Source organism: Rathayibacter sp. CAU 1779 (assembly GCF_054551755.1).
This window is the reverse complement of sequence record NZ_JBTOLK010000001.1, coordinates 1,066,916-1,083,287: the sequence shown is the minus strand read 5'-3', so window position 1 is coordinate 1,083,287 and position 16,372 is coordinate 1,066,916. Positions and strand designations below refer to the sequence as shown.

Here is a 16,372-nt window from a genome sequence, read left to right as displayed (position 1 = left end):
CGACAGGGTGTCCCGTACTCGACCTGGGAGGAAACGATGGCAGTCGCACTGCTGGACCGACTCGAGCCGCTCTTCCGGCGGCTCGACCGCGTCGCCGGCGGTCGGCAGTGGGAGGTGCGCGTCGAGGACGGCTCACTGAAGCATCCGCGCACGAAACGGGCGTTCGTCGCCATCGCGTGGCTGCTCGTGCTCGAGTTCGCGATCGGCATCGCCGCCGTCGTGATCGCGCTCGTGCTGGCGGCAGACGGCATCCCGGTGCAGTGGTCGGTGTGGATGCGCACGGTCGTCGTGCTCGGCATGACGGCGACCCTGTTCTACTTCGCGTGGCGGGCATCGCTGGGGTACTACTGGGGATACTCGCGGCTGCGACTGTTCAGCAAGATCTTCCCGGTCATCACCCTCGTGCTCGCGGCGATTCCCGGGCTGTATCCGCTCTGGATGGTGACCGAGCAGATCGTGTTCAGCCTCATCCTGATCGGTGTCGCCGACTACCTCGACTCCGATCACATGCGGTCGGTGTTCCCTCGGCCCGGACGACCCGAGCCCGCTCCCCGCTAGGGCATCGCGCGACGGGCTCGAACCGCCTCAGTCCAGAACCGTGGCGCGGTCGAGGTACTCCGTGATGGCGTCCCTGTTGCGTGCCAGGCAGTCGATGCGGCTCTGCAGCTGGCTGCGCCGCTCGCGCAGCGTCTGCGCGACATCCGCTTCGATCGCCGGAATCGGCGCACTCGTGGCACTCAGGCACGGAAGCATCTCGCCGATCACGGCCGTCGGGATGCCCGCCTCGATGAGTCCGCGCACCTGCGTGACGCGTTCCACGGCGTCGTCGCCGTAGTCGCGGTATCCGTTGGTCTGTCGCACCGACGCCAGCAGGCCCTGGTTCTCGTAGTACCGCAGCAACCGGGTCGGAACTCCCGTGACGTTGGACAGTTCGCCGATCCGCATGTTCCGACCTCCAACGACATCCGCTTGACATTGACATTAGTGTCAAGGTTTCACGCTGTCGATATGCATTCGATCGACAGGGATTCACATCAGCCGAACCGCCAAGCACGACACCCCATCGACCCGCCGTCGACCGTCGCCGTCGCGGTGTCCGTCTCGACCACGATGGCCGCCGATTCCGCGGTGCACGACGCCCGGGGCGCCGCCCCCCGATTGCCGTTCGGCGCGCTCCTCGCGCTCGCCACCGTCGTCTTCATCGCGGTGCTGACGGAGATCATGCCGGCCGGCCTCCTGCCGTCCATGAGCCGCGGTCTCGGGGCCAGCGAGTCCCAGGTGGGTCTTCTCGTGTCGAGCTATGCGATCACCACGGCCGTCACCGCGATACCGCTCACCGCCATCACGAGACGGGTCCCGCGAAAGGCACTGCTGATGACGCTCGTGCTCGGGTTCTCGGCGGTGAACGCTCTGACGGCGGCCGTCGATTCGTATCCGGTGATCGTCGTCGCCCGCATGGTGGGCGGGATGCTCGCCGGCCTGCTCTGGGCCATGGCTCCCGGCTACGCCATGCGGCTCGTTCCGCCGCGGCAGGCAGGTCGCGCGCTCGCTCTCGCCATGGCCGGCATGCCCGTCGCCTTCGCGTTCGGGCTTCCGATCGCCACCGTGCTGGGGGACGCGATCGGCTGGCGCTGGTCCTTCCTGCTGGTGGCGGCGGTCGGCGGCATCCTGACCGTCGTGTGCTGGCTCGCACTGCCTCGTCAGGGGGTGCTGCACACCGGCGAGGGCACCGCACCGAACCCGACCAGCGCCTCGGCGCACACGCTCCGCTCCGCGCTGCACACGCCGGGCCTGGCCGGCCTGCTCGCGACGACCGCCGCCTTCGTGCTCGCACACAACATCGCGTACACGTACATCGCGCCGCTCACGGCCGCCTCGCCTGGCGGTCCGAGTCTCGCCGTCGCGCTTCCCGTCTTCGGCGTCGCCGCGATCATCGGCGTGCTGATCTCGGGGATCGCCGCCGACCGACGACTGCGAGTCGCGGTCGTCGTCGCCTCCCTCGTGCTGGTGGCCGCCCTGTCGGCTTTCGCCTTCGACGCGCCACCGATCGTGCTGCTCGGCGCCATCGCTCTCTGGGGTGTGGCATACGGAGCCGTTCCCACCTTGTTCCAGACGGCCCCGATGCGCATCGCACCCCGTGCCGCCGATCTGGTGCAGTCGCTCGTGGTCGCCACGTGGAACGGTTCCATCGGCATCGGCGCGCTGCTCGGGGCCATCGCGCTCGACCGGGGCGGAGTGGATGCCATCCCCTGGCCCGCCCTCGTCCTCGCGGTGGTCGCCGCCGTGCTCGGCCTCGCCGCGAAGCGGTCGTTCCCGAACCTCCGGCACAAGGACGGGGCCGCCTGAGTGCGATCGCGCCATCCGGAAGAACGGGGCCGGACACGATCAGAGCTCGATGGGCCTGCGACTGACGGCCGTCGGCACGCTGCGTCGCCGGTAGACTCAAGGTGTTCTGCGCCCTCGTCCGCGCACCCGTCCACAGTGTTGCGTACGCCACGTCGAGGGTGCCCGGAGAATCCCGAGGAGACCGCCGCGTGACCGAGCCCACGGCATCCGAATCCGCCTCGCAGGGCGAGACGCAGTCCGGCGCGCAGGTGCCGGCTGCAGCACTGGCATCCGCTCTCGACACCGTCGACAACGCTGCTGTCACGCCGGAGAAGGAGCAACCGTACGCGGCGCTCGGGCTCAAGGACGACGAGTACACGCGCATCCGCGAGATCCTCGGCCGCCGACCCACGAGTGGTGAGCTCGCCATGTACTCGGTGATGTGGAGTGAGCACTGCTCCTACAAGAGCTCCAAGAAGTACCTGCGTCAGTTCGGGCAGAAGGTCACGCCCGAGATGAAGAAGAACCTCATGGTGGGCATCGGCGAGAACGCGGGCGTCGTCGATGTCGGCGAGGGCTGGGCCGTCACCTTCAAGGTCGAGTCGCACAACCACCCCAGCTACATCGAGCCGTTCCAGGGCGCGGCGACCGGTGTCGGCGGCATCGTGCGCGACATCATCTCGATGGGCGCGCGCCCGGTCGCCGTGATGGACCAGCTGCGTTTCGGCAAGATCGACGAAGCGGATACCGCACGCGTCGTGCACGGCGTGGTGGGCGGCATCTCGTTCTACGGCAACTGCCTGGGTCTGCCGAACATCGGCGGCGAGACGTACTTCGACCCGGTGTACCAGGGCAATCCGCTGGTCAATGCGCTCTCGGTGGGCGTGCTCCGGCACGAGGACCTGCACCTGGCGAACGCGTCGGGTGTGGGCAACAAGGTCGTGCTCTTCGGGGCGCGCACCGGCGGGGACGGCATCGGCGGGGCATCCATCCTCGCCTCGGACACGTTCGCCTCCGGCGGCCCGACGAAGCGGCCTGCCGTGCAGGTCGGCGACCCGTTCGCCGAGAAGGTGCTCATCGAGTGCTGCCTCGAGCTGTTCGAGAAGAAGCTGGTCGAGGGCATTCAGGACCTCGGCGCGGCAGGCATCTCCTGCGCCACGAGCGAGCTGGCCTCCAACGGCGACGGGGGCATGTACATCTCTCTCGACAACGTGCTGCTGCGCGACCCCACGCTGACGGCCGAGGAGATCCTCATGTCGGAGTCGCAGGAGCGCATGATGGCGGTCGTCACTCCCGACAAGCTCGAGAAGTTCCTCGCCGTGACCGCGAAGTGGGATGTCGAGACGAGCGTGCTCGGCGAGGTCACCGACACCGGCCGCCTGATCATCGACTGGCACGGCGAGAAGATCGTCGACGTCGACCCGCGCACCGTCGCGGTCGACGGTCCGGTGTACGACCGTCCTGTCGCATACCCGGCCTGGATCGACACGCTGCAGGCCGACTCGGCTGTCACGCTGAGTCGCCCCGACGCCTCCACCGAGGACGGTCGCGAACAGCTGCGCGACCAGTTCCTCGCCCTCGTCGGATCCCCGAACCTCGCCGACAAGAGCTGGATCACGAACCAGTACGACTACTACGTCGGCGGTAACACGGCGCTCTCGTTCCCGGACGACGGCGGGATGATCCGCGTCGACGAGCAGAGCGGCCTCGGCTTCGCGATCGCGACCGACGCCAACGGCCGTTACGGCCAGCTCGACCCGAAGCAGGCGGCACGCCTCGCTCTCGCCGAGGCGTACCGCAACGTCGCCGTCACGGGCGCCACCCCCGCGGCCGTCACCGACTGCCTCAACTTCGGATCCCCGGAGAACCCCGAGGTGATGTGGCAGTTCTCGCAGGCGGTCGAGGGTCTGTCGGATGCCTGCCTCGAGCTGGGCATCCCCGTGACCGGCGGCAACGTGTCGTTCTACAACCAGACGGGCGACACCCCCATCTTCCCGACGACGGTGGCCGGTGTGCTGGGCGTCATCGACGATGTGGCGCGGCGCATCCCGTCCGGCTGGCAGGATGCAGGCGACAACATCTACCTTCTCGGCGTCACGCGCGAAGAGCTCGACGGATCAGCGTGGGCCGGCACCGTGCACGGCCACCTCGGAGGACGCCCGCCCGCGGTCGACCTCGACGGCGAGAAGCGCCTCGCCGACCTCATCCAAGCCGGGTCGACCGAGAGCCTCATCGCCTCCGCGCACGACCTGTCGGACGGCGGGCTCGCGCAGGCCCTCGCCGAGTGCGTGCTGCGCTTCGGAGTCGGCGCCCGCGTGTGGCTGAGCGAGATCATCGAGCGCGACGGAGTGGATGCCGCGACAGCACTGTTCTCCGAGTCGACCGGCCGCGTGATCGTGTCCGTCCCACGCGAGGACGACGTGAAGTTCCGCGGGCTCTGCGAGGGCCGCGACTACCCGGTGCTGCGCATCGGCGTGACGGATGCCGTCGTCGGCGAGCAGCCCGTGCTCGAGGTGCAGGACGTCTTCACCGTCGGCCTCGAGGAGCTGCGCGCATCCCACCAGGCCACCCTCGCCGAGCACTTCGGCCCGGTCGTCGGCCAGGCGCCGACGCAGGAGTACTACACGCCGGGGGCCTAGCCCGCGCGCTGTCGGCGCCGCCCCGCCCCGCACCGCACCGCACCACCAATTTGCTGTCGCATGTGGTCGCTTCGCGCCCGGGAAGCGACCACATGCGACAGGAACTCGCGGGACTGTGCGGACGCGCCCCGCTCGCCCTGCCCTGCCGTCCCGTCTCGTGCCGCCACGCCGTGCCGCCGCATCGCACGGTCGAATCGCTGTCCCATATGGTCGCTTCGCGCCCGGGAAGCGACCACATGCGACAGGAACTCGCGGGGCGGAGGGCTCACAGGACGGCGCGGACGCGCGGCGGGAGCCGCCGCATGTGTCAGCGGGCGTTGCCGGTGGGACGCGACCACCGCATCGCGAACGAGGTCGGCGCGACGAGTCGCTGCTGCGCCGCCCATTCCCGGTACGCCGACGGTGAGCGGCCGACGATCTCGGAGAACGTGCGGCTGAAGGTGCCGAGGCTGCTGAATCCGACGGCCATGCAGATGTCGGTCACGCTCGCCTCGCCGTGCCGCAGCAGGAACATCGCCCGCTCAACGCGTCGGCGTTGCAGGTAGCGGTACGGCGTTTCACCGAAGACGCGTTTGAACTCGCGGATGAAATGGGCTCGCGTCATGTAGGCGAGTACAGCGAGCTGCTTTACGTCGAGCGGCTCCGCGTAGCGGCGATCCATGTGGTTGCGCGCGCGCAGGAGACTCAGGTTCACGGCTTCGTTCTCACGGCCCACACCACCAGCGTACGGAGCGAGCACTTCTGGAGAAGGCGCCCGCCCTCCCCGCTGCCTAGGGTGATGCTCGATGGCCGACGACGAGCCCCATGGCCAACGACGAGCCCGACATCCAACGACAAGGAGAAGCTGATCATGCTGACCCGTAACAACCTGTCCTCGATCTACGTGCTGGATCAGGACGAAGCCCTGACGTTCTACACCGAGGTGCTCGGCCTGGAGGTCGGCGCCGACATGGACTTCGGACCGATGCGGTGGCTCACGGTGCGAGTCCCCGGCGACCAGAAGGAGATCCTCCTGGAGCGGCCGGGCGCCCCTGCGCACGACGAGGCCACCGCCGCCCAGGTCCGCGACCTCGTGACCAAGGGTGCCGGTGGCGGATGGCTGGCCTTCACCACCGACGACGTGCAGGGCATGTTCGAGAAGGTCGAGGCCGCCGGCGTCGAGATCACCCAGGAGCCGATGGAGCAGCCGTACGGCACGGACTTCGGCATCAGGGATCCGTTCGGCAACCACATCCGCATCGGCTCCATCAAGCACTGGGATCAGGAACACTGACCGTAGGGCACCGCGCAATCCCGCAAGCCAATCGAGGAGACACCGTGGCCACATTTCAGACCGTTCTCGAGCCGACCGGCGGTCGCAACGTCGGCATCGTCGTTCCCGAGGACATCGTCCTGGGCTTCGCCCGCGGCAAGCGAGTGCCCGTCATCGTCACCATCGACGGCGGCTACACGTACAAGACCACGATCGGCGTCATGGGCGGCCGATACCTCGTCTCGTTCAATGCGGAGACCCGTAAGAACACCGGCCGAGAGGCCGGTGACACGGTCGAGGTGACGCTCGAGGTCGACCCTGATCGCTGAGCACGGCGCTGGCCCGCCGCGAAGTACCTGGGGTCTGTGGTCGCTTCGCGCTCGGGAAGCGACCACTCGCGCCAGGAACTCGGGAGGTTTGCAGGAACTCGAGGGATTGGCGCGCGCGCGATCAGCGCCGTCGTCCCACCCGCGTCGCCGTGCCGAGCGCAAGCAGCGTGAGAACCGTCCCGAATGCGAAGACCGCGGTGTACGGCCACGCGCCGCCGGCCGCGGCGAGCGATGTGAACACGAGACCGGCGACGGCGACGGCGGATGCCGCACCCACGGCATCCGCGATGGCCTGCGCCGAGCTGTTGAAGCCCTGGTCGTCACGGTTCGAGTAGCCGAACATGAGCACAGTCAGGCGCGGCAGGGCGATGCCCATGCCGAAGCCGGCGAAGATCCAGACGCCGAACAGGATCCACGGCGACAGCCCGAACGCCGCGATGAGCGTGGTTCCCGCGACGCCGATCGCGATGGACAGCACACCGAGTGCGACCCACCGCGGGTTGCTCACCCGGCCGCCGAGCTTGCCCTGCACCCAGGATCCGCCCGACCAGGCGACAGCGCCGCCGGTGAGCGCGAGCCCGGCGATCGCCGGCGACAGCCCGTACCGGTCGATCAGCAGATAGGGCACATACACCTCGGCGGCCAGCTCGGCGCCGGAGATGAGGATGCGCGTGAGCAGCACCGACGGCAGCCCGCGCACCGCCCGGAGCGTGCCGCGCGGCATCAGCGGACGCACCGCCACCGCCAGCACCACGGCGGCCACGACGAACGTGATCCAGCGCAGCAACTCGCCGAACTCGGTCGCGAAACCCAAGACGAGAACGGCGGATGCCGCAACCATCGCCCACACGATGCGGGCGGGCTGCCACGCGACGTCGTCGTTGCGCTCGTCGGGGATGCCGACGAGCACCCTATGGATCATCAGCAGTCCGGCGAGGGCGACCACGATGACGCCGAGGAAGATCCAGCGCCATCCGACGGTCTGCGCGACCACGCCCGCGAGGAACGGACCGACGAGCGACGGGATGACCCACGCCGTCGAGAATCCCACGAACACCATGGGCTGCAGCCGGGGCGGATACCATCTCGCCACCACCACGTAGAGCGCGACGGTAAGCGCGCCACCGCCGAGCCCCTGCACGAGACGTCCGGCGACGAGCACGAGCATGTCGGGCGCGAGGCCGGCGATCGCCAGCCCTGCCACGAAGAGGACCACCGCGATGACCAGCGGCCTCGACGGCCCTCGCCTGTCACACCAGGAGCCCGCAACGACCATGCCGACGAGGCTGATCGCCGTCGAGCCGGCGAACGCGAGGGTGTAGAGAGAGGTTCCGTGCAGTTCCCTGGCGATCACCGGCATGACCGTGGTGACCGCCATCGCCTCGAACGCGACGAACAGCACGAGCGCGCTCATGCCGATCGTGATCCAGCGGTACCGCCTGCCCAGTACGCCTTCGCCGGGCGCCGTGTCCACGGGGTTCGTCGCCGTCTGCGACGCGTCCTGTTCCGGGGATCCGGGCGATGACGTCATGTGATTCGACGTTACCTGCGCGTCGCTCCGTCCGGATGGCGGTGCGGAATCCCGGGGCGTGGCATCCGTCTGCGTGCTCATGGGATCGACGCTAAAACCTGAAGCGTGGTTGAGGTCAAGGAGCGCGGGCCAGGAAACCTCATCTATTGTTGAGGTCGCAGTGGACGGACTTCATTGAGGCCGAGGAGGTGGGCGGATGCCCCAGATCACGGGCGGCACGCGTCGCGAGCTGAGCGTCGGCGAGCTGTCGGAACGCAGCGGCGTCGCGGTGTCCGCACTGCACTTCTACGAGCGCAAGGGTCTCATCTCGAGCGAGCGCACGGCGGGCAACCAGCGACGATATCGGCGTGACATGCTGCGGCGCGTGGCGTTCATCCGGGTGTCGCAGCGGGTCGGGGTGCCGCTCGGCGAGATCCGCGACGCACTGGACTCACTGCCGGAAGGCCGCACTCCGACCAAGCGTGACTGGGCCCGGCTGTCGTCCCATTGGCGCGAGGCGCTTGACGTCCGCATCGCCGCACTCGAGCATCTGCGCAACGACCTCACCGGCTGCATCGGATGCGGATGCCTCAGCCTGCGCACCTGCTCGCTGCAGAACCCCGATGACTCCCTCGGCGACACGGGCGACGGCACGGGCCCCCGCCGCTGGGACGATGCGGAGGCCGACGCCGAGGTCTGATCCCGGATACCGCCGAGCTCCCTGAGCGAGCTCGGCCGCGGCGGACGTGCGACTGCGCCATGTGCGCACTACTGCGCCACTCCCGCTGGCGCAATAGTGCGCATATGGCGCTGTTGGTGGGCCCTCACACCTCGAAGGGGACGCCGGTCGCGGCCTCCGCGAAGGACCACACGCGCCGCGCGATCGCGGGATCGGCCGCGGTGGCCGTCGGATCCTGCCGCGCCGGGACCCCTTTCATGCGCCACCTGGGGCCCCAGTACGAGCCGCCTGGAGCATCCGCTCGGGTGGCCGCAGCTAGTACGGGCCAGGATCCCCGCTCCTTGCTCTGCGTGAACGGCGCCTGCAGCGAATCCGCGAACACGGTGCCGCGCGACGGCTCGTTGACGCCGGGGATGCGCGGCGTTCGCCCGCTGATCGAGTAGCCGGGATGCGCGACGACGCTGGTGGCGTCGAGTTCGGCGGCGCGCATCCGCCTGTCCAACTCGAAGCCGAACGACTCGACGGCGATCTTCGACTGCGCGTACGCCCGCCACGATGAGTAGTGCCGTTCGAGCTGCAGGTCGTCCACCAGGAACGAACTGAGCCGGGTGGCCATGCTGCCCAGGCTCACCACGCGCGCGCCGGGCGAGCGACGCAGCACGGGCATCAGCCGTGCCAGCAGTGCGAAGTGTCCGAGCAGGTTGGTCGCGATGACGACCTCGTTGCCGTCGCGGGTCGTCTCGCGGTGCCGCGGCGGATGCACCATCCCCGCGTTCGCGACGACGATGTCGATCCGGTGACGGCTCGCCAGTGCCTCTGCGGCGTCCGCGACGCTCGCCAGGCTCGCGGTGTCCAGCGCGAGGATCTCGACGGATGCCGCCACCCCGTCGGCGGCGCACCGTGCGCGGATGGCGCGGGCAGCGGCATCCGCTCGTGAGGTGTCTCGGCAGGCGAGCACGACATCCGCTCCGGATGCGGCGAGTGCCGCGGCCGTGAAGAATCCGATTCCCTTGTTGGCTCCGGTGACGACGGCTGTCTTGCCCGTCTGGTCCGGAATGCTGAAACCTGTCACGATCGGCGCGACGCCTCCGCCCTATTCGGCGGCGGGGGCAGCCCCCGCCTGCACGTGATGGTGGATCACCTCGGCGACCACGAAGTTGAACCATTTCTCGGCGAACTCCGGGTCCAGGTGGCTGGCCTCGGCGAGCGCCCGGAGGCGGCGGATCTGGTCGCGCTCGCGCTGCGGATCCGCGGCGGGCAGCCCGTGCTCGGCTTTGAGCGCGCCGACGCGCTGGGTGAACTTGAACCGCTCGGCGAGCAGGTGGATCAACGCAGCGTCGATGTTGTCGATGCTCTCGCGGATGCCGTGCAACGTCTCGATCGCGCGGCTGCGGTCATCCGACTGGTCGTTCTCGGGCATGAGTCGAGGGTATCGGTTGGACCTTGCCAGACAATTCGCGAACGACTGTGTTCCCGCTCGGTGTGGCCGCCCCGAGCGGCCAGGGGTCACCGGGGTAGCGTTGAAGCATGCTGCCGTTGGTCACGCCCGCCCGTGCCCTGACGCCGACCGAGTCCGAGCGCACCGCGCGCCAGCTCACCCTGCACGCCATCGGGGACGAGGGTCAACGCCGTCTCGCGAATGCCAGGGTGCTCGTCCTCGGCGCAGGAGGACTCGGCGGCCCGGCCCTGCTCGCGCTCGCCGCGGCCGGCGTCGGAACGCTCGGGATCGTGGACGACGACGTGGTCGAGGCGTCGAACCTGCAGCGCCAGCTCGCGCACGGCGTCGCGGATGTCGGCCGTTCCAAGGTGGACAGCGCGGCGGATGCCATCGCCCGCATCGCCCCCGAGTGTCGCGTCCACCGCCACCGCGAACGCTTCGACGAGTTCACGGCTCCGCACCTCGTCGCTGACTACGATCTCGTGCTCGACGGCACGGACGACTTCGCGACCCGGTACGCAGCGGATGCCGCGGCCGCCACAGCCGGCATCCCGCTCGTGTGGGCCGTTGTACTCGGCTTCGACGCCCAGGTGACCGTCTTCTGGGCGCACCCGAACGACGGATCCCCCGGGGTGCGGCTCACGGATCTGTTCCCCGTGCAGCCTGCCGACGACGGAGCGACATGTTCCGTGGCCGGTGTCCTCGGACCGCTGACCGCACAGGTCGGCTCGCTCATGGCCGCGGAGGCCGTGAAGCTCATCACGGGCGCCGGTAGGCCGCTGTTCGGGCGCATCCTCGTCGTGGATGCGTTGCGCGCGACCTTCCGCGAGGTGCCGCTGAGATCGGCGGGGCGACTCCCCGACCGGTCGTCGGACGTGACGCCGCCGAGGCGGGTCGCCGAGAGCTCGGAGCGTCAGCCGATGCCTGCCGGTTCCCCCCAGCCGATGTCGTCCGGATACCCCCAGCCGGCTCCTGCCGCATCTGCGACGGAGTCCGCGCAGGCCAAGCCGGCCGCCGCGTCCATCTGGCACTCGGCCGCCGTCGACGCGGGCTCGCGGGCCAGGGTCACGCGCAGCTTCCCCACGTCGCTGGATGCGCCGTCGCGCGAATCCGAGGATGCACGCCAGGCCGCCGCGAACGTCGCGCCCGCCGATCGCACCATCGAGGTGGCCGAGCTCGCCGAACGGCTCGCCAGCCGAGCGGCTGGCGGACCGGATCTCGTGCTGCTGGACGTGCGCGAGCCGGCCGAACGGGCCGCGCGGAGCATCCCCGGGTCCATCGGCATCCCGATCGGACTGCTCGACCGGGCATCGGTCGCTGATCTGGATCACCGGTTGCCCGTCGTGGTGCACTGCCAGGCCGAGGCTCGCGCGCGCCGGGCCGCATCGACGCTGGCCGAGCTCGGATTCGCCGACGTCTCGGTGCTCTCCGGTGGCATGAAGCGCTGGAACGAGGCCCAGTGACGGCATCCCTCGACACGATCGAGGCGCATCAGCAACGGGCGCTCGCGATCGTCAGGCCGCTCGAGCCCGTGCGCGTCCCGCTGCGAGACGCGCACGGGCTGGTGCTTGCGGAGACGCTGGAGAGCCGACTCGACATCCCGGTGTTCGACAACTCGGCGATGGACGGCTACGCCGTGCACCGCCACGACGTGCTGCACGCCACGACCGCCTCGCCCGTCACGCTGCGGGTGACGGGCGACATCCCGGCCGGCAGCGCTCTCGATCCCGGCATCGGCAGCGGCGAGACCGTACGCATCATGACGGGTGCGCCGATCCCGAGCGACGCGGATGCCGTCGTGCAGCTCGAGCACACCGACGGCGGCGTCGAGGTGGTCGCGGTCTCCACAGCGCCGGGGCCGGCCGCCCACATCCGCCGGCGTGGAGAGGATGTCGCCGCAGGCGACACCGTGCTGGAAGCCGGCGTGCGCCTCACCGCTTACCGCGTCGCATCAGCGGCCGCTGCCGGTCACGGCAGCGTGCTGGTGCGTCCTGCGCCACGGATCGCCGTGATCGCGACCGGCAGCGAGCTCCGCGAGCCCGGCGACCGGCTGGAGCGCGGCCAGATCCCGGACTCCAACTCGTTCCTGATGGGCGGGCTCGTCGCCGAAGCGGGCGCGGAGCCCGTGCGCATCTCACATGTCGGGGACGAGCCGGCCGAGCTCGCCGCCGAGCTGCAGGCCTGCCTGGACCTCGGCGTCGACGCTGTGCTGCTCTCCGGCGGCGTGAGCGTCGGCGCGTACGACGTGGTGAAGAACACCCTCGGCTCGTCGGGCACGATGGGATTCCACCAGGTCGCGATGCAACCGGGCAAGCCGCAGGGACTCGGCACGATCGGCGACGGCACTCCGGTGTTCGCGCTGCCCGGCAATCCGGTGTCGGTCGCCGTGTCGTTCGAGATGTTCGTGCGGCCGGCGCTGTTGCGCATGCAGGGAGCGTCGGAGCTGCATCGCAGACGCGTGACGGCGTTCGCCGCCACCGGATGGACGTGTCCGCCGGGACGCGTCCAGGTGATGCCGATCAGGTTCGAGAGAGCCGGAGCCGAACGGGCGGGGGCAGAGGCATCCGGCGATCCGACGGTCAGGGTGCGTCCCGCTACGCAGGGCGGATCCGGATCGCACCTCGCGGGCGGCCTCGGCCGTGCAGAGGGCTACGCGGTGGTGCCCGCCGATGTCGACGAGGTGCACGCCGGCGACGCGCTCAGCGTGCTGGAGGTGCCGGCATGACGGATCAGCCCTTCACGCACCTCGACGGCAGTGGCAACGCGCGCATGGTGGACGTGACGGCGAAGCAGCCCACGATCCGCAGCGCGACGGCGACGGGCCGCGTCGCGTGTCCGCCGGCGGTCGTCGCTGCGCTGCGCGACGGATCCGTGCCGAAGGGCGACGTGCTCGCCGTGGCGCGGATCGCCGGTATCCAGGCCGCGAAACGCACCGCCGAACTGCTTCCGCTCGCGCACGTGATCGGCGTGCACGGCGTGGTCGTCGACCTGACCGTGGACGATGACGGTGTGGCGATCACCGCGACGGTGCGCACGGCGGATCGCACGGGCGTGGAGATGGAAGCGTTCACGGCTGTCTCTGTGGCCGCGCTCGCGATCGTGGACATGGTCAAAGGCCTCGACAAGCACGTGTCCATCCAGGACGTGCGACTCGAGGCGAAATCCGGCGGCAAGTCGGGCGACTGGCGTCGCGAACGCTGAGCCGCATCCGCCGCTGCGGCGGCGTGTCCCGTCGCGTGCGGCCCGGGCGGGCCGGCAGCGACCCAGCTTTGCCGATATAGACGACGTGAGCCCCCAGAATCCACCGTTCCTCGAGATCCTCAATCGCGTACGGGGCAAGCGGACTCTGCGCGAGAAGGGCGTATGGCGCCTCGGCGGTCAGCCGCAGAACGACGTAGACACCCTTCTCCGCTGTCACGTCTCTCATCGCCAAGCCGACTAGTGGAACGAAGCCCTCGAATCCCGCACGTACCAGACCCTCTGGGTCCCAAGAAGCAGGGAGTGGGAAGTCCGTCCGTCGCATGCAGGGATCGTAGCGAGCCCCACCAGCGAAGGCCGGGCAACCTTCTGCGCCACGCTGCAGCAGAGCGCCATTGTCGACTCGTGTGCAGGACTCAGTGCATCAATCGCGGATCCCGTTGCGTGAGTAGGCGCGACCGTTCAGGTCTGCAGGCCCTTGGCTTCCTATTGGGCGGGAACGCGAACTACCTGTCGTGTGCGCTGGCCTCCGTGTTCGACCGCAAACTCGATTACAAGATTCCCGGGGCCGGACAGTGACAGTCGCGACACGAAATCAAAGGGGAGCACGTCTGTCGGAGGAATGTCGATCGGTGCGCTGTCGGCCTGAAGTCTCCGATTGTCGAGGTCAGTGAGACCAGCCACGGTCACTTCGAATGCTGTGATTGTCCCGGTGTTCCGAAGGAGCCATGCTTCCGTCCCTCGCGGTTCGACCGCCCAGGTCACTTGAGGGGCCTGCGTGGTGTCGTGCGCGAACTCCGCCGCGGGCGGCGGCGCGGCGTCAGCTGCCGCGAAGCTTGCACGTTCCTGCGCGTCTTTGGATCGTCGGTTGTTCAGCAACGTCAGCCAGCCGAAGACAATAGCCACCGCGACAGCAAAGATCGCTGCGACGGCAGAAATCCACTGCGTCACCAAACTCGCAGATTCGTATGCCGTCATTGGCCCAGATTAGGTCGTCGACAATCGTGTGTCGCGCCGCGGGAGACCCCAATTCTCGAGTCTGCAGCTACCGGTTCACAGCGTGTTTCTACGAATGGCCAGCGCCTCGCGACAGACGCACGCTGATGGATTCGTCACCGCGCACGTGTTTCTTGAACACGTGGCGAGTGGCATTCTCTCCGCATGGACGCGTCTATCATCGTGCACGCTTCGTGCGCAACACCCAGCCCCTGCCAAGACACGTCCTTTGGACCCGACCTGGGCTGGCTGACCCTTCCTGGGGTGCTGGTCGCGCTGGTCGTCGTTGGGCTGATTGTCTACTTCGCTATCAAGGGCAGCCGAGGGCGGTAGGTCGAGGCGCAACGTCCGCAGCGGGATCCGTAAGCGGGCGACTGTGTGAGATGATGTGTAGGGAGGTACACATGGCTACCAATCTTGCGATCGACCCCGAACTGCTCGATCGTGCCGTGCGGGTCGGCGGCGAGGCGACGAAGAAGGCTACCGTGACTGTGGCGCTTGAGGAGTACATCGCCCGCCGGGAGCGCGCGCGGATCGTGGAAGCATTCGGCACCCTCGACTGGGATCCGAGCTACGACTATAAGGCGGACCGGAGCGCGCGCGACCGCAAGCTCGACGCGGCGTCGTGACTTTCCTCGTCGACACGAGCGTGTGGTCGCTGGCCTTCCGCCGGGACACCCCGCCCGACCAACCTGAGGTCCATGTGCTGCGGGGGGCCCTCGTAAGCGGTGAGCCTGTCGCGGCAACCGGGCTGATCCTCACGGAACTGCTGCGGGGGTTCACCCCGGAGCGCGCCCGGGCGACGATCCGCGAGCAGTTTGCGTATGTCGAGCTGATCGAGCCGACCCGCGGGGATTACGAAGCAGCAGCCGATGTGGCGAACACCTGCCGCACCCACGGTGTCCAGCTCGGCACGGTGGACGCTCTCATTGCTCAACTGGCGATCGCGCGCAAACTGACCCTGCTCACCACTGACGGCGACTTTGGGCATGCCCGTCCCTTCATCCCCCTCCAGCTCTGGGGTCAGCACGGATAGCCATCCCGTTACGGGCGTGTGGCGCGATCCCTCACTGCGTCGTTCCCGACCGGAGCTCCCAGTCCTGGGACACGCTCTCGATTCGGTTCGAGATGACGTGGTGCCCGGTGATCTACGGCCCTAGCGTGGAGTGTGGAGGTGCAGCATGAGCGGAACTGCCTTTGCACCGCAGGGTGCACGTGCTCAGCACGATTCAGGTCGCAAGCCTGATGGGCTTCGAGTGTCAGTCCGGTTGAGCTGATGGCGACCGCGCCGATGCGTTTCGGGGGCTTCCTTCCAGAAGACGCGCCTGATCCTCGTATTGCGCAGGCGGAAAAGGTGAAACTCATGCCCGTTCCGATCATCGGGTTCGTGCCTCAGCCGACCCTCGAGGACGCCAACATGGAGAACACCATGTCCCGAGAGGGAACGACTGGGCTCTCTCAGATGTCGGTGAGCATCAACTACACGCTGTGGCGCAATCCCATTGATCCATCCGACCCGGTGAACATCGCCGAACTCGATGAACTCACTGGTCGCGCCCTCGACGATCCGGCCCCAAGACCCCGGCCGGCATGGTTGATCGAGATGGCCGAGCGGAGGCGATACCCGATGTTGTGGGAAGCCGTGCGGACGACATGGACACGCGACACATCCGAGCTCTCTACCCCGGCACGCCTACTTGTGGACCATGCCAACCACATCCTGATGAATCGATTCCGCAAAGAACTCGGACTCGGTGACATGGGCGTTGACCGCTTCGTTTCACCGCTGACCGAGAAGGTCATTAACCGGGAAGCGGTTGTCACGGTAGACGGTGTCGAGGTGCCGGCGCTGGAGATCGATACCGACCCGTTCGTGTATGCCATCGGTGCTGCGCTCTCCAGCGACACGGTCCTTACCGCGGTCGTTCCTCGTGACGAGCTCGCCTACATCTGCCTCGAGTTCACCCAACGCCGCCCGGCGGCCGTCTGACCACATACGAGCGCCC

General features: G+C 68.6%; 18 protein-coding genes. 12 read left to right on the top strand and 6 right to left on the bottom strand.

What is annotated here, in order from left to right; all coding sequences use genetic code 11:
- Nucleotides 1–36 precede the first annotated feature (36 nt).
- Nucleotides 37–558 (top strand): hypothetical protein, encoded by a 522-nt coding sequence (locus ACX9R5_RS04955; RefSeq protein ID WP_459407886.1) that lies wholly within the window; start codon nt 37–39, stop codon nt 556–558.
- Between the two features lie 27 nt (nt 559–585).
- On the opposite strand, the gene ACX9R5_RS04950 is transcribed toward ACX9R5_RS04955, so the two are convergent.
- Nucleotides 586–945: a MerR family transcriptional regulator gene (locus ACX9R5_RS04950; RefSeq protein ID WP_459407885.1), complete on the bottom strand. Its 360-nt coding sequence runs from the start codon at nt 943–945 to the stop codon at nt 586–588.
- 63 nt (nt 946–1,008) lie between these two features.
- On the opposite strand from ACX9R5_RS04950, the gene ACX9R5_RS04945 reads away from it, so the two are divergent.
- Nucleotides 1,009–2,346 (top strand): MFS transporter, encoded by a 1,338-nt coding sequence (locus tag ACX9R5_RS04945; protein ID WP_459407884.1) that lies wholly within the window; start codon nt 1,009–1,011, stop codon nt 2,344–2,346.
- Between the two features lie 248 nt (nt 2,347–2,594).
- Complete coding sequence (gene purL / locus ACX9R5_RS04940; protein ID WP_459409040.1) at nt 2,595–4,964, top strand: phosphoribosylformylglycinamidine synthase subunit PurL; 2,370 nt, start codon at nt 2,595–2,597, stop codon at nt 4,962–4,964.
- A 307-nt stretch (nt 4,965–5,271) separates the two neighbouring features.
- Here purL and ACX9R5_RS04935 read toward each other — a convergent pair whose 3' ends face one another.
- The gene (locus ACX9R5_RS04935; protein WP_459407883.1) at nt 5,272–5,679 is read right to left on the bottom strand and encodes a helix-turn-helix domain-containing protein; all 408 of its coding nucleotides are present in this window, start codon (nt 5,677–5,679) and stop codon (nt 5,272–5,274) included.
- A gap of 135 nt (nt 5,680–5,814) precedes the next feature.
- Here ACX9R5_RS04935 and ACX9R5_RS04930 point away from each other — a divergent pair, with 135 nt between their 5' ends.
- Nucleotides 5,815–6,237 (top strand): VOC family protein, encoded by a 423-nt coding sequence (locus ACX9R5_RS04930; protein ID WP_459407882.1) that lies wholly within the window; start codon nt 5,815–5,817, stop codon nt 6,235–6,237.
- Nucleotides 6,238–6,281: 44 nt separating this feature from the next.
- The gene (locus ACX9R5_RS04925; RefSeq protein ID WP_459407881.1) at nt 6,282–6,545 is read left to right on the top strand and encodes a DUF1905 domain-containing protein; all 264 of its coding nucleotides are present in this window, start codon (nt 6,282–6,284) and stop codon (nt 6,543–6,545) included.
- Nucleotides 6,546–6,666: 121 nt separating this feature from the next.
- Here ACX9R5_RS04925 and ACX9R5_RS04920 read toward each other — a convergent pair whose 3' ends face one another.
- Nucleotides 6,667–8,076 (bottom strand): MFS transporter, encoded by a 1,410-nt coding sequence (locus tag ACX9R5_RS04920; protein WP_459407880.1) that lies wholly within the window; start codon nt 8,074–8,076, stop codon nt 6,667–6,669.
- Nucleotides 8,077–8,272: 196 nt separating this feature from the next.
- On the opposite strand from ACX9R5_RS04920, the gene soxR reads away from it, so the two are divergent.
- Entirely contained in the window at nt 8,273–8,755 is a 483-nt protein-coding gene (gene soxR, locus ACX9R5_RS04915) for a redox-sensitive transcriptional activator SoxR (RefSeq protein ID WP_459407879.1), read from the top strand.
- A 124-nt stretch (nt 8,756–8,879) separates the two neighbouring features.
- Here soxR and ACX9R5_RS04910 read toward each other — a convergent pair whose 3' ends face one another.
- Nucleotides 8,880–9,806, bottom strand: coding sequence for an SDR family NAD(P)-dependent oxidoreductase (locus tag ACX9R5_RS04910; protein WP_459407878.1), 927 nt, complete (start codon nt 9,804–9,806; stop codon nt 8,880–8,882).
- A 21-nt stretch (nt 9,807–9,827) separates the two neighbouring features.
- Nucleotides 9,828–10,154, bottom strand: coding sequence for a chorismate mutase (locus ACX9R5_RS04905; protein WP_459407877.1), 327 nt, complete (start codon nt 10,152–10,154; stop codon nt 9,828–9,830).
- A gap of 107 nt (nt 10,155–10,261) precedes the next feature.
- Here ACX9R5_RS04905 and ACX9R5_RS04900 point away from each other — a divergent pair, with 107 nt between their 5' ends.
- From ACX9R5_RS04900 to moaC, 3 genes are read left to right on the top strand one after another with little or no spacing between them, the layout of a single operon-like run.
- Entirely contained in the window at nt 10,262–11,635 is a 1,374-nt protein-coding gene (locus ACX9R5_RS04900) for a ThiF family adenylyltransferase (RefSeq protein ID WP_459407876.1), read from the top strand.
- A complete protein-coding gene (locus ACX9R5_RS04895) occupies nt 11,632–12,897 on the top strand; it encodes a molybdopterin molybdotransferase MoeA (RefSeq protein WP_459407875.1) in 1,266 nt (421 codons plus the stop codon). Before ACX9R5_RS04900 ends, ACX9R5_RS04895 begins: the two co-directional genes overlap by 4 nt.
- The gene (gene moaC / locus ACX9R5_RS04890; protein WP_459407874.1) at nt 12,894–13,373 is read left to right on the top strand and encodes a cyclic pyranopterin monophosphate synthase MoaC; all 480 of its coding nucleotides are present in this window, start codon (nt 12,894–12,896) and stop codon (nt 13,371–13,373) included. Before ACX9R5_RS04895 ends, moaC begins: the two co-directional genes overlap by 4 nt.
- 483 nt (nt 13,374–13,856) lie before the next feature.
- Here moaC and ACX9R5_RS04885 read toward each other — a convergent pair whose 3' ends face one another.
- On the bottom strand, nt 13,857–14,348 hold the full coding sequence (locus tag ACX9R5_RS04885) for a hypothetical protein (protein ID WP_459407873.1): 492 nt from the start codon (nt 14,346–14,348) through the stop codon (nt 13,857–13,859).
- Nucleotides 14,349–14,770: 422 nt separating this feature from the next.
- On the opposite strand from ACX9R5_RS04885, the gene ACX9R5_RS04880 reads away from it, so the two are divergent.
- The 3 genes from ACX9R5_RS04880 to ACX9R5_RS04870 all read left to right on the top strand — a co-directional run bounded on the left by ACX9R5_RS04880 (nt 14,771) and on the right by ACX9R5_RS04870 (nt 16,356).
- Complete coding sequence (locus tag ACX9R5_RS04880) at nt 14,771–14,995, top strand: type II toxin-antitoxin system VapB family antitoxin (protein WP_459407872.1); 225 nt, start codon at nt 14,771–14,773, stop codon at nt 14,993–14,995.
- A complete protein-coding gene (gene vapC / locus ACX9R5_RS04875) occupies nt 14,992–15,402 on the top strand; it encodes a type II toxin-antitoxin system VapC family toxin (RefSeq protein ID WP_459407871.1) in 411 nt (136 codons plus the stop codon). Before ACX9R5_RS04880 ends, vapC begins: the two co-directional genes overlap by 4 nt.
- 240 nt (nt 15,403–15,642) lie before the next feature.
- On the top strand, nt 15,643–16,356 hold the full coding sequence (locus ACX9R5_RS04870; protein WP_459407870.1) for a hypothetical protein: 714 nt from the start codon (nt 15,643–15,645) through the stop codon (nt 16,354–16,356).
- Nucleotides 16,357–16,372 lie beyond the last annotated feature (16 nt).